At 50.5% G+C, this 11,857-nt stretch carries 11 protein-coding genes; 1 reads left to right on the top strand and 10 read right to left on the bottom strand.

The genetic code is table 11. The features are described from left to right. The first annotated feature begins 1 nt into the window (after nucleotide 1). Nucleotides 2-853: a universal stress protein gene (locus tag ACG2E4_RS14805; protein ID WP_395259374.1), complete on the top strand. Its 852-nt coding sequence runs from the start codon at nucleotides 2-4 to the stop codon at nucleotides 851-853. Nucleotides 854-927: 74 nt separating this feature from the next. On the opposite strand, the gene ACG2E4_RS14800 is transcribed toward ACG2E4_RS14805, so the two are convergent. From ACG2E4_RS14800 to ACG2E4_RS14755, 10 genes are all read right to left on the bottom strand, one after another. Beyond that, nucleotides 928-1,314 (bottom strand): RidA family protein, encoded by a 387-nt coding sequence (locus ACG2E4_RS14800; RefSeq protein ID WP_395259375.1) that lies wholly within the window; start codon nucleotides 1,312-1,314, stop codon nucleotides 928-930. Between the two features lie 268 nt (nucleotides 1,315-1,582). Further along, nucleotides 1,583-2,965: an ATP-dependent RecD-like DNA helicase gene (locus ACG2E4_RS14795; protein WP_395259376.1), complete on the bottom strand. Its 1,383-nt coding sequence runs from the start codon at nucleotides 2,963-2,965 to the stop codon at nucleotides 1,583-1,585. Between the two features lie 226 nt (nucleotides 2,966-3,191). Then, nucleotides 3,192-4,304: an acyltransferase family protein gene (locus tag ACG2E4_RS14790; protein ID WP_395259377.1), complete on the bottom strand. Its 1,113-nt coding sequence runs from the start codon at nucleotides 4,302-4,304 to the stop codon at nucleotides 3,192-3,194. Between the two features lie 228 nt (nucleotides 4,305-4,532). After that, nucleotides 4,533-5,420, bottom strand: coding sequence for an alpha/beta hydrolase (locus ACG2E4_RS14785; protein ID WP_395277021.1), 888 nt, complete (start codon nucleotides 5,418-5,420; stop codon nucleotides 4,533-4,535). A gap of 96 nt (nucleotides 5,421-5,516) precedes the next feature. Next, the gene (locus ACG2E4_RS14780; protein WP_395259379.1) at nucleotides 5,517-6,176 is read right to left on the bottom strand and encodes a lactate utilization protein C; all 660 of its coding nucleotides are present in this window, start codon (nucleotides 6,174-6,176) and stop codon (nucleotides 5,517-5,519) included. Further along, complete coding sequence (locus ACG2E4_RS14775; protein ID WP_395277020.1) at nucleotides 6,169-7,617, bottom strand: LutB/LldF family L-lactate oxidation iron-sulfur protein; 1,449 nt, start codon at nucleotides 7,615-7,617, stop codon at nucleotides 6,169-6,171. Before ACG2E4_RS14775 ends, ACG2E4_RS14780 begins: the two co-directional genes overlap by 8 nt. A gap of 60 nt (nucleotides 7,618-7,677) precedes the next feature. Continuing rightward, nucleotides 7,678-8,409 carry a (Fe-S)-binding protein gene (locus ACG2E4_RS14770; RefSeq protein WP_395277019.1) on the bottom strand — a complete coding sequence of 244 codons (732 nt, stop codon included), beginning with the start codon at nucleotides 8,407-8,409 and terminating at the stop codon, nucleotides 7,678-7,680. 27 nt (nucleotides 8,410-8,436) lie between these two features. Further along, on the bottom strand, nucleotides 8,437-9,888 hold the full coding sequence (locus tag ACG2E4_RS14765; RefSeq protein WP_395277018.1) for an FGGY-family carbohydrate kinase: 1,452 nt from the start codon (nucleotides 9,886-9,888) through the stop codon (nucleotides 8,437-8,439). 92 nt (nucleotides 9,889-9,980) lie between these two features. Beyond that, entirely contained in the window at nucleotides 9,981-11,264 is a 1,284-nt protein-coding gene (locus ACG2E4_RS14760; RefSeq protein WP_395277017.1) for a TIM barrel protein, read from the bottom strand. A 315-nt stretch (nucleotides 11,265-11,579) separates the two neighbouring features. Further along, nucleotides 11,580-11,753 (bottom strand): hypothetical protein, encoded by a 174-nt coding sequence (locus tag ACG2E4_RS14755; RefSeq protein WP_395259384.1) that lies wholly within the window; start codon nucleotides 11,751-11,753, stop codon nucleotides 11,580-11,582. Nucleotides 11,754-11,857: the final 104 nt, after the last annotated feature.

The raw sequence follows: 11,857 nt of genomic DNA, 5'->3' as shown, positions 1-11,857 counted from the left end.
GATGACTGAAGAACTTCCGGATATCGGCTTTCGGCGCATTCTCGTAGCCCTCGACACTTCAAATCACAGCCGGGCCGCCCTGCAGGCAGCCGCCTACCTGGCCAAACTCTCCGAAGCCGAACTCAGGGGGTTGTATGTAAGTGATGCGACCTGGCACCAGATCAGCCGTCTTTCGCTGATCTCTGAGGTAAGTGAACTAACCGGTGAACCGCGTACGTTCAGCGAGGAAGATATCAGCAGACAGAGCAAACTAGTGGAAAACAGGATCCGGGACCTGCTGAAACAGGTGGCAGGCACAATGGAAATTCCCCATACCCTCGATTCGGTTCAGGGCTCGATTGAAGATGAACTGATCAAGGCATCCGAGGAGGCCGACCTGATCACCATCGGTCGGGCCGGGCATTCCCACAAACAGGAGAGCAAGCTGGGTAAAACGGCCCGGTTTATAGTCCGCCGATCCTCCAAACCGGTGCTTATGCTGGAGCACGGACTATCGATTGGCGGGGCTCCGGTCATCTGCATCTACGACGGGACCGAGCAAGCGCAACGCAGCCTGGAACTGGCACTGAAGATTGCCCGGAAGAGCAGTACCCGGCTTCTCGTCATCGGGCTGGCCAACCAGTCTGATTCGGTAAACAACAGGAATAAAGAGATTGAAGAGCGGGTCCAAAACGCCAGTATTCCGGTTCGCCTGCACCTGCTCAAACAGCACAATATCTGGAACGTCACCCGCCTGCTGAATAAACTGTACGGCAGCTTGCTGGTCATGCCCAAAGATCAACCCCTGATCAGGGAAGAATGGGCCGGCAAAATTTTTCATATGGCAAAATGTCCCCTGCTGCTGATAAGTTAGCCCGGATTTTCACGAAATAGTATACTTGTAGTATATAAGCCCGATTAGAAGTATTGAACTGCTTACCAACAAGTTCAGTCAACAATGGCGACCGCCTCAATCTCTACCAGCATATCGGGATCAATCAGCCGACTGATCTCGATCATGCTGGTGGCCGGCTGAATGTCTTCAAAAAAAAGACCGTGCGCGCGGCCAATATCTTCCCACTGGTCAATATTCCGTACATAAATTCGGGTCCGTACAACATCTTCAAGCGAAGCCCCCGCTTTCCGCAGTGCATGATCGATATTATTAATAATCTGCACCGTTTGCCGGTAGGGATCACCCTTGCCGATCACGTCCCCGTTTTCATCCGTTGCCGTCGTACCTGAAATATACACCTGGTTGCCCTTTCGCACAGCGCGACAATATCCGACAATGTCCTCCCATTTTGTGCCTGAAGATATATGCTGCTTTTCCATTGCGGTCCTCCCCGATTTTTAATGGCTGATCAATAAAGTTTGTGTTGCCATAGATTGATATTTCTTTACCGTATATAAAGGTACGCAGAGAATCGACAAACTCCCATTGGGAATTACGAAACCAAATGCGTTCGCTGATTGAGTATATTTTTTTCGATCTGCATGATGTCAGTCAACGCCCGCGTTTTAAAAAATTTATGGGGGACCCGGAAGCTTTTTGCACTTGTAACTTGACAATATTAATTACGCTTTTTTCTGATGCCAAGTACTAGTTTTGACGCTTTTGGATATCCATCAAGTCGCTCTCACGGGCAGCCTGGGCGCGCTGTTTTTTGTAGAAGTCCAGCAGTCGCGGATCTTTGATAATATCCCGCGAGGTTATTTTCTTTTTCAGGTAGAGACCGTTAAAACTGGTACAGCGACTGAGTCCCACGTACAGCTGCCCGTTGACAAACGCCCCTCTGCCGAGATCCAGGAATACCTGCTCAAAGGTAAGCCCCTGGCTTTTATGGATTGTCATGGCCCACGCCAATTTTACCGGGTACTGAATGAACGTCCCTTTAATCTCCTCCTCCACCCGGTTTCGGCGCTTGTTGTACCTGTACTTGATGTTGTGCCAGGTTTCTTTTTCCAGTTCATGCGTTTCCCCGTTTTCCAGCCGAACCGTAATCGATTCTTTTTCCAGGTGCTCAATTTTGGCGATCGTTCCGTTGACCCACCGATGCCCCTCAAGGTCATTTTTGATAAATATCACCTGCGCCCCCTCCTTCAACTCCAGCACCTGGTCGGTCGGAAACCGATCTTTGGGAAATTCTCCCTCCACCCTGGCGTGATACCGGTGGGAAGGAGAGTCAATCAAATCAAGCCGGCGATTATTTTCATGGTTGGCCACCCGGTTGGTTGTGGTCAGCGTAACTACATAATCTTCCTTGCCCGGCAGGTAATTTGGTGCGTGCCGTTTGTTCAGCTCCCGCAGGTGACGCTGGTCTACCAACCCTGTACGCACCCGGTTCAGCAATTTGACAAACGCCTTATCCTCCTGCCGGTAGACCTTGAACAACTCTACAAAATTAAAATCGGCTTCTTCAAATACCGGGGCATCAAAAAAATATTCAGATTCGTAGGTATTGGAAAAGATATCCTGTTCCACCGGATCATTCTGAACGACGGGCGGCAACTGGAAAATATCTCCAAACAGTACCATCTGCTTGCCTCCAAAAGGCTGGTACCTGTTCCCCGTGTTCAACCTCAGTGAATGGTCGATCGCCTGGAAAATATCTGAACGAAGCATGGAGAGCTCGTCGATAATAATCATATCCACCTTCTCGAGCAGGCGGCGACGGGAGCTCCCCGACCGGAACTCCTTGATCGATTCATCCCCGGGCAGCAGCGGCTTGAATGGAAACAGAAACAATGAATGCAGGGTGACGCCCCCTACATTTATGGCTGCAATCCCTGAAAAAGCGGTAACCAGCGAGCGCTTGATCGCATTTTCTGAAAGATAATGAAGAAACGTAGATTTGCCTGTTCCCGCTTTCCCGGTGATGACAAAATTTTCTCTTGACGTATTGATCCTGCTAAACAGCTTTTCCAGGAAAGGATCGTTCGGATAATTTTCAGGAAGTTGTATACGTGGATTCTGTGCGCTCATGTCAGGTATATCATACTATTTCTTTTAAGAGACCTTTGCAGAACCTGCTATTTTGTTGGGAGGGAGTTGTACTACCGACCTTGGTGACCTTTTAACGGGAGTAGAACGCCCCCAGAACGAGGAATTGAGGGTTTTACAAAGCCCTCTTTTAAACCAAACATACTAAAAGTACAACAATATTGAACCCGGTTAGACGGTGGTCTTTTCCGGCAGAGTGCACTCAGCATTAAATTGAGATAAATATCTTCCGCTTGTACAGGAAATAGGTCATGTACCACATCATGCCCAATACGATTAGCGAGGTTACGACACCTATCCAAGCTCCGGGAACGGATACCAGTCCCAGGATATCCACAGTAAATACCTCTACCATGCTGTAAAACCAGTCAACACCCCCCAATTCACTGAACAGATAGATAAATAGGGGATTCATTCCCACAATAGCAAAAAAGCGAGCGTTGCCGGTATATATTTTTTTCACATCAAACAGGTAAAATGATACAGCCAGCGCCAACAGACACCAGCCCCCGCTGGCGATGGTAAAGGAAGAGGTGGCAATTCGCTTGACAATAGGTGTCACCGGATCGAGCAGATATCCCACAAGGAGCAATCCTATGCCATATATTAGCAGTTTTTTAATTTTTTCAACCGATCCCCGGCTGCTTATCAACAGCTGTCCGGCGATCACTCCCCAGATCGTATGGGCCGCTGTGGGAATGGCATTAACGGCTACCCAGTGCCCTCCGCTGAGTTTCCCCATAAGCACCAGGTCAAGCCAGGCACCGAAATTTTTGTCTGGTGTAAAAGGCTGATTGAACCCATCAACCCACCAGAGACGGTACAGAAGTTCCGTAAGGAGTAGCAGGCCAGCGGAGAATCCAATCTGAAATTTCCAGCTTTTACGCATTATCAGAAATGCCAGCAGATAAGTGAAAGAGAGCTGTGAGAGCACATTCCAGAGTTCAAATACAATTTCACCCGCATAGATACAGTGAAGAAGCAAACCCAGGGCAAGTAACACAATAGACCGGTTAACGGCATGCTGCAAGGTTGAACTCCAGGAATCCCCGCGTGCCCACCGTTTACCAAATGAGATCGGCATGGCCACCCCGACAATGAACATAAAAAACGGCTGTACGAGATCCCAGAAACGGAGTCCATTCCACGGGTGATGATGAAACTGAGTGCCGATGGTGCTGATAAGGCTCCCTTCGAAATACGGGTCAACGACGGCAAACCAGAGACCGGCCCCCTCGGCAATAAGCAAAAACATGGTGAGTCCCCGATAAAAATCCAGCGAGAGCAATCGGCCATATCTATCCAGTAGTGAGTTGTCCATATCCTCCATCTTAACCCCCTGTTACCTATTGATTGTAATATCCCTCTCCTGCCAATATGTACATATACAGGAAACGAAAAACCAATACTTTACAAAAAGCATGTTCCCTGCCTAAAGGCATGATGCGCCACGGCCCGACATATCGGAAACTGCACAAAAAAATCGGCCTCCTACCGGTGGAACCAGCCTACCAACGAATTTAAGCCCTTCGCTGGAAAAATCCATTTATTAACGATGGAAGCTCTGGCTGACAAACGTTAGAACCTGCGGCAGTGCCGATCGCCAGTAATCCCAGGTATGCCCCCCGTCTCGTATCCGGAATTCGTGCTCAATCTCCTTGTCGATCATGGCGCTGTGCAAGGCCATATTACCTTTCACGAGGAAATCATCATCTCCACAGTCGATATAGTAGTCTACCGTATTCAGCGAGTCGGCATTCCCGTTTTCCACGATATCCAGTATCGAATTTTGGCGATAATGGTCCGTAAAGCGCTGTTTTCCAGTCAATCCCTCTTCAAACGGAATCTGAAAGACGCCGTCCCAGGTCTCCTGGTCCATCTCTTCAATCTCTTCATCCAGAAAAACGGCCGCACTCAGTGGAGCGGCAGCAGTAAACAGCTCGTGATGTTTCAGTGCCAGGATCAGAGTTCCGTACCCGCCCATGGAAAGTCCGGCCACCGCCCGAAACTCTTTTGAGCTGCGTGTGCGGTAGGTGGAATCGATGCCCGGAATAAACTCATCCACAAAAAAGTCTTCATACCGGGTATCCCCGTCATGGCTGTTGATATACCAGCTAACCCCTGCATCCGGCATCACGATAATCATTTCTGAAACATCGATATTGTCATGTTGCCGGTCCACGATCTTTTTAACCTGCCCGAACTGGATCCAGCCATCTTCATTGTCAGTATATCCATGCAACAGGTAGAGCACCGGGTATTCTCGGTTCGTATCGTCATAATTCGGCGGAAGATAGATGCTGTAGTTGACCTTCTTCTCAAGAATAGAACTCTGGAAGGTCAAACCCTCCCGGACGCTCCCCTGCTGTGCCAGTAGTTGAGAAGTAACCAGTAAAAAAAGAGCGAGCAGGGTACTTATGCGAGTTAATATATTCATACGTAAGATGATCTGCTGTCGGATTAAAATGTGAGAAGGGCCGGCGTGCTCGAACATCCGATTTCTGATCCCTTCATAGCTTTAAATCGAATATAACTATTTTGAGGCTATAAGCACTTCCAGCCGGCGGGGACCGTGAACGCCCTCTACGCGGTTCAGCTCAATATCGGAGGTAGCCGAGGGGCCCGAAATAAAGGTAAGCGGGGGGCCGTCCTGTTGAATCTTTTCATTAAATCGTTCGAACGCCTCCGGGACAACTTCTACGATCTGATCTTCCCGCACAATACACAGGTGGTAGTCGGGCAGCAGCGTGAGCGCCCGGCGCCCTTGCCCGGGTCCGGCATCCAGGATGATGGTTCCCGTTTCTGCCACGGCAAGGGCACACGTCGTTACCACGCCGTCCGATTCATCCAGCTGTCGGTGCGAAAGCGGCTGGTCGACCTCGTCATGCAGCAGCTCAAGATCAGCCGGCAGCCACCGCTCCGGAAACTGGGCGGGCACCACCAGGCGTTCCACCTTCTCCTTTTGACAAGCTGCCGAAATAACAGATTGCAGGTCCTTTTCCTCAACCCGCTGGATGGTCGCTTTGTACTCACCGGTTCGCTCGGCAAACAGGTCGGTCAGCTGTGCATCATCCAGCGATCCCTTCCGCCGGTATTCCCGCGGAACAGGTATATCACCCGGTTCCTCATCCTCCGGAACTCCCGAAAGTGCCGTTCGTACCCGATTCAGTATCTCTTCTCTTCCGTCACTCATCGTTGTCTCGTTCCTTCCACCATTCTCTGAATGTTTGTTTGGGGATCGGTTTCAAATCACGCATGGCGGTCCACCCGGAGAGCTGTCCTGGCAGCTTTGAGATGGTGCCGTCACGCTCAAAAAATCCCTGTCCCACACGCGCAATCTTTTGAGCCCGTTCGTAGCGCGATCGTTTTTTAAACGCCCGTGCCATCAGCTTCATGCCGATATGCTCCTCATCCATCTTGTTTTTCAGACCGCCGCCCCGCATTTTCTTATCTACAATTTTGCCCCGCAGATGTACGAGTACTTCAGGGATATTAATTTTCACCGGGCACACCTCGTAACAGGCGCCGCACAGGCTGGAGGCATACGGCAGCGATGCTACGCCATCATCTTCCAGTCCTTTGAGCTGTGGTGTCAGTATCGCTCCAATGGGACCGGGATACACCGAATTGTAGGCATGTCCACCGGTACGCTCGTACACCGGACACACATTCAGGCAGGCACTGCAGCGGATGCAGTTGAGGGTCTGCCGCCCTACCTCGTCACCCAATACATTCGTCCGGCCGTTGTCCAGCAGCACCAGGTGAAATTCCTGCGGCCCGTCCCCCTCCGTTACGCCGGTCCAAAATGAGTTGTAGGGATTCATACGCTCGGCCGTGGCCGAACGGGGCAGCAGCTGCATGAACACTTCAAAATCGCGCCAGGTGGGTATCAGTTTTTCGATGCCCATCACCGTGATCAGCGTTTCCGGGAGCGTGGTACACATCCGGCCGTTTCCCTCTGATTCCACGACAGAGATCGTTCCGCTTTCCGCCACGGCAAAGTTCCCCCCGCTGATTCCCACCTTTGCACTCAAAAATTTCTTGCGCAGGTAAAGGCGCGCCGCCTCGGCCAGGTCCTCGGGGCGATCACTCAGTTCCTTTTGGTTCAGTTTTTTCTTGAAGAGCTCACGGATCTCCGCCCGGTTTTTGTGAATCGCCGGCACCAGTATATGTGAAGGTTCATCTTCAGCCAGTTGCACAATCAGTTCCGCCAGGTCGGTTTCCAGTGCCTGTATCCCTTCGCCGGCCAGCGCCTTGTTTAATTTTATTTCGTCGGTTGTGATCGATTTCACCTTGACCACCTCTTCGACCTGCTGCTGCTTCACGAGGTCCACGATGATTCGGTTGGCCTCCTCAGCATCCCGCGCCCAGTGTACCGTTCCCCCGGCCCGCTGTACCGACTCCTCGAGCTGCAGCAGGTACCGGTCCAGGTGACGCATCGTGCGCTGCTTGATCTTGTTTCCCGCCTCGCGCAGGGCTTCCCAGTCCGGCTTTTCATCGACTACTTCCTGGCGTTTGTCCCGGATGGTATGAGTGGCATGACCGATGTTTCTGCGCAGCTGGGTGTTGTCGAGGTACGCCTTGGCCGAAGCCTGGAATGTGGGCGTCTGTTGAATGTCGGATTTTGCACTCATGGTTACTGTATTCTGTTAAATTGAGCAGATTGCCGTGCTGCCGGGTTCATTCTCAAAGCCTCAGTCTTCCGTCGAGGCCAATATTTCTGCGAGATGCACGGTTTTTACCCCGCCGCGCTGACGCTGCAGGGCACCCCCGATATGCATCAGGCAGGAGTTGTCACCAGCGATACAGACCTCCGCCCCGGTATCTTTTATATGCCGAATTTTGTCGCCGAGCATTGCCATGGAGGTATCCGCATTTTTGACAGCAAATGTTCCGCCAAAGCCGCAGCACTCCTCCGCAGCGGGGAGCTCTATAAGGTCCAGTCCCTTTACGTTGCGGAGCAGCCGTAACGGGGCATCGCCGACCTTTAGCATCCGCAGGGAGTGGCAGGTCGGATGATACGTAACGCGGTGCGGGTAGTAGGCTCCCACATCCTCCACTCCCAGTTCATCCACCAAAAACTGGGACAGCTCAAACACGCGGGGTACAACCCGATCCACTTCCCGCGCCAGTCCCTGGTCTTCGGCCCGCTCAGCCACTTTATGATAAAATTCGTGAACCATGGCCACGCAGGAAGCCGAGGGTGCCACAATTGCTTCGGCATCCCCGAAAACCTCCACAAATTTACGCACCAGGGGGATTGCCTCATCATGGTACCCGGTGTTGTAATGCATCTGCCCGCAGCAGGTCTGTTCCATCGGGAATTCCACAGTATGACCCAGCCGCTCCAGCAGCTGCACCGTTGCCTTGCCCGTATCCGGGAATAGAGTGTCGTTAAAGCATGTTATAAATAGAGAGATCTGCATTCCGTTTTGTCTTACCCTTCAACTCTTTTAAATGCGTTCAGCGGATGATTTCCAGCGATATTCTTCAATGCCTGTATCCTGCAGTGGTGTATGCAATGTAAGATCAAGTAATTCTTTTTGCGCGTCTTTCCCAAATGATTCCGGGTCATTTATCACCAGGGCCGCTCCCAGGGCCGAGGCGTTAGACAGGGAAGCGGTATATACTTTCTTCCCGGGAAACGCGCTGGCCAGCATCTTCATATAAAATTTGTTTTGGCTGAATCCCCCCGTCACAATCAGTTTATTCAGCTTTTGCTCCCCCTCAACCAGGCCTATACAGTCGGTTTGAATGGAAACCAGGTCCAGCATAAGCTGGTGATAGGCTTCCTGGTATGATTCAAAAGAATTCAGTTTCCAGTTTCCAGCCTCTTTTTGCGGGTACGGGCCGGACCCGTAAGCCTGTTCAAGCTGAAGTCTTTTTGCTGGATTTCCTTCATTAATCAGGGATCGCAGCAAACCGGGGTCCAGTTCGGGGGCTGAAGCCGTACTTTCCCGGTTAAAATGAGATTCCAGCCGGCGTTTTTGATGCATGTACTCCTTACCCAAAAATAGTCTTGAGGCTTTAACCTGCTCACCATAGATATTCATGTAGCACAGGCAGTCTCGTTTCAACTCCTCGAATGTAAGCGGATCGGTATTGAAGGGATTAAACGAGATACTCCAGGTACCCGTGGATACCAGCAAAAAAGGATCCTCAAGCGCAATCAGGTATGGTGCCAGTGCGGCTGAACTGTCGTGAATACCGTTCCCTATCTGAATATCCAGATCCGTTCCCACAGGGGGATAAGTTGCTCCCACTGGTTTGATATCGGGTAGCAGACCGAGCATTCTCTCGGCCTCCAGCCAGCGATGATATCCATTTTCCCTGAAATTCCACATCCCCGTATGGCATCCTATACTTGTCAGTTCAGAATGTACCTTGTCCGTAAAAAGGTAGCTCAAGTACTGGGGAAAATGCAGGGTGTGATTTATTTTCTTAAACTGTTCCTGCTTGCGATATTTAAGCCAGTAGAGCTGCAGGCCGGAATTGAGCATCCCCATCGGGGGAGAAGCCGTTTCAATTGAAAACTGGCTCTGCCCGCCATACTGGTCATAAAACTTTTGCTGCAGCGGTTCGGGATAATCTTTCAAGTAATTGTATAGCGGGGTAACAGGCTGTCCCTCCTTATCGAGATGAACCAGCGTTGCGCCATAGGTAGAAAAATTAAGCTTTTCTACCCTGTAATCCTCATTACCGGTTACATTTTCAAACTGCTTGCCAATCCAGTGCACCAGCTGCTCGAGATCCTCACAGGAATCCCCGTCATCATCAGTGGTCTGGTCCAGTTCTGTACTATTTTGAAAAACGACCCTGTATCTTTCGTCAAAAAGCAGAAATTTCTTGTTGGTCTTCCCGATATCAAAAACGGCTGTAACCGGTATTCCTTCCTCTTGTTTCAATGGTATAAATCTGTTGTTTACTTAAAAATAATGGTTCTCCGCAACCGGCATTATCCTGAAAATACAGTCAGCCGGTCCAGTACTTGTGCGTTTTACAGCCCTGTGGCCCGGGTCTCTGAGCCGCGCTCTTCCACCAGCTTGTTGCGGACCTCCAGTTGTCGGTATAGCTGAAGCGGATCGGCCGCCGCCTTGTTTCGAATTCGGGCTTCCCTCAGCAGCGGCCGGACATCGGTCTGGCAGGCGTCCTGCAACGTTTCCTGGGCCAGCACCGGGTCATTTGAATTCCTTGCCTCCTCCAGTAGTTCTCGATCTACCAGCATCGCTTTTGCATAGGCCTGGTTTATCGCCTCCACCGACTGCAACAGGTCTTCCAGCGGATCTTTAACATTGTGACTGGCGTCAATCATCCATGCAATATTCTGCCTGAGATCGGCGGGATTCTCCGTACCCTGAACCAGCTCATTAAAAATCAGGAACAGTTGGTACGGCTTTATGGTCCCCGTTGTGAGATCATCATCGCCGTATTTCGAGTCATTAAAATGGAATCCACCCAGCTTGTCTTCCATCAGCAGGGTAGCCACAATCTGTTCTATATTGGTATTCGGCAGATGGTGTCCAAGATCTACCAGCGTCTGTGCCCTATCTCCGAGTTTATTCGCCAGGAGAAACGAAGTGCCCCAGTCCGGGATCACCATCGAGTAAAAATTGGGTTCATACGGTTTATACTCGATCAGTATCTCCCAGTCTGCGGGAAGCGCCGCATATATCTGCTCCAGTGATGCCTGGGTATTGGACAGGGCTTTTTGAAAGTTCTGCTGCCCCGGGAAATTTGACCCGTCCGCCAGCCACACCGTCAATGCTTTGGATCCGAGTTGTTTGCCATACCCGATGACCTCAATATTATGGTCAATAGCCTGTTGTCGAACGGCTTGATCCGTATGACACAGCGAGCCGAACTTGTAGGAGTGTTCCTGGCCTTCCTGGTCCTGGAACGTATTGGAATTGACCGCATCAAAAACAAGATCATGCTGTTCAGCCAGTTCCCTGACAGCGGCGCTGTCCTCCGGTATATCCCAGGGAATATGCAGTGAAATAGCCCCGCTCGAGCGATTCAACGCATGAAGAATGCCAACATCAGCAATTTTTTCCTCCAGATTTCCGGGCTCCCCCCCTATGGGAAACCGCCCGAAACGGGTTCCGCCCGCTCCAAGCGCCCAGCTGGGAATAGCCACCTGGAAAGCTGCCAGATGATCGATCAACTCTTCGACAGGATGATCCTGTTTAACCAGCTGATCTGCCAGCGACTCAAACCGGTGCTCGTGTCGTTGAGTATAGTTCCGGTTGTGGTCTTCAATTTGCTGCTGATCAATCTTCATTCAAAAACTGGTTTATTTAACTGTTAAGAGATCTTTGCAAAGCCGTTGTCTTGTCGAACTTAAAATCAACTCGTATTCAACACATTTATTTGCGCAATATAAACTGCCATTACGAATTCATTGACTTCAATTCCGGACAAAACCCCGGCTTTAAAAAGGCCTTTGTTCACTGATTTCGACAGAAAATAAGTGCTGCGCGTTACTGTAACCAGGGTCGGGTAATGAACTGTATTTTGATTCCCGGAATCCCGTTACATTGACATTGCCGCACCAACAGATGCCATTGTGAGTTATAAAAACTCTCCCCGAACCTGACTACAACTCCTGCTCTTTAACCCAGAAGGGAGCCGTAATAAACCATAGAACCATCCCGAAAATCATGTATAGTTTATGATCTTCGAGGGACAGTTCCTGTAGAAAGACCAGCACTGACGGCAAGAGCGTCAGTGCCAGCCCGGTTAAGGAGAGTATGATTAGCAGTATTCTCATAACTAAAAGAACGCGTTTAGGGGTTAACCTTAAGCAGCCAATGCATGTTTAATGCGATTAATGGGTTCATCGTTTTGCCAATTGATGTACTGCAATAGCGTCAC

Origin of the sequence: Halalkalibaculum sp. DA384 (genome assembly GCF_043951955.1) — a bacterium.
Classification (GTDB): domain Bacteria; phylum Bacteroidota; class Rhodothermia; order Balneolales; family Balneolaceae; genus JAMQKA01.
This window is presented reverse-complemented; position numbering and strand designations above follow the sequence as displayed.

Excerpts from the sequence above, each read along its gene's own strand:
- ACG2E4_RS14805 (WP_395259374.1), top strand. The coding sequence starts at position 2 with ATGACTGAAGAACTTCCGGATATCGGCTTTCGGCGCATTCTCGTAGCC.
- ACG2E4_RS14800 (WP_395259375.1), bottom strand. The coding sequence starts at position 1,314 with ATGGAAAAGCAGCATATATCTTCAGGCACAAAATGGGAGGACATTGTC.
- ACG2E4_RS14795 (WP_395259376.1), bottom strand. The coding sequence starts at position 2,965 with ATGAGCGCACAGAATCCACGTATACAACTTCCTGAAAATTATCCGAAC.
- ACG2E4_RS14790 (WP_395259377.1), bottom strand. The coding sequence starts at position 4,304 with ATGGACAACTCACTACTGGATAGATATGGCCGATTGCTCTCGCTGGAT.
- ACG2E4_RS14785 (WP_395277021.1), bottom strand. The coding sequence starts at position 5,420 with ATGAATATATTAACTCGCATAAGTACCCTGCTCGCTCTTTTTTTACTG.
- ACG2E4_RS14780 (WP_395259379.1), bottom strand. The coding sequence starts at position 6,176 with ATGAGTGACGGAAGAGAAGAGATACTGAATCGGGTACGAACGGCACTT.
- ACG2E4_RS14775 (WP_395277020.1), bottom strand. The coding sequence starts at position 7,617 with ATGAGTGCAAAATCCGACATTCAACAGACGCCCACATTCCAGGCTTCG.
- ACG2E4_RS14770 (WP_395277019.1), bottom strand. The coding sequence starts at position 8,409 with ATGCAGATCTCTCTATTTATAACATGCTTTAACGACACTCTATTCCCG.
- ACG2E4_RS14760 (WP_395277017.1), bottom strand. The coding sequence starts at position 11,264 with ATGAAGATTGATCAGCAGCAAATTGAAGACCACAACCGGAACTATACT.
- ACG2E4_RS14755 (WP_395259384.1), bottom strand. The coding sequence starts at position 11,753 with ATGAGAATACTGCTAATCATACTCTCCTTAACCGGGCTGGCACTGACG.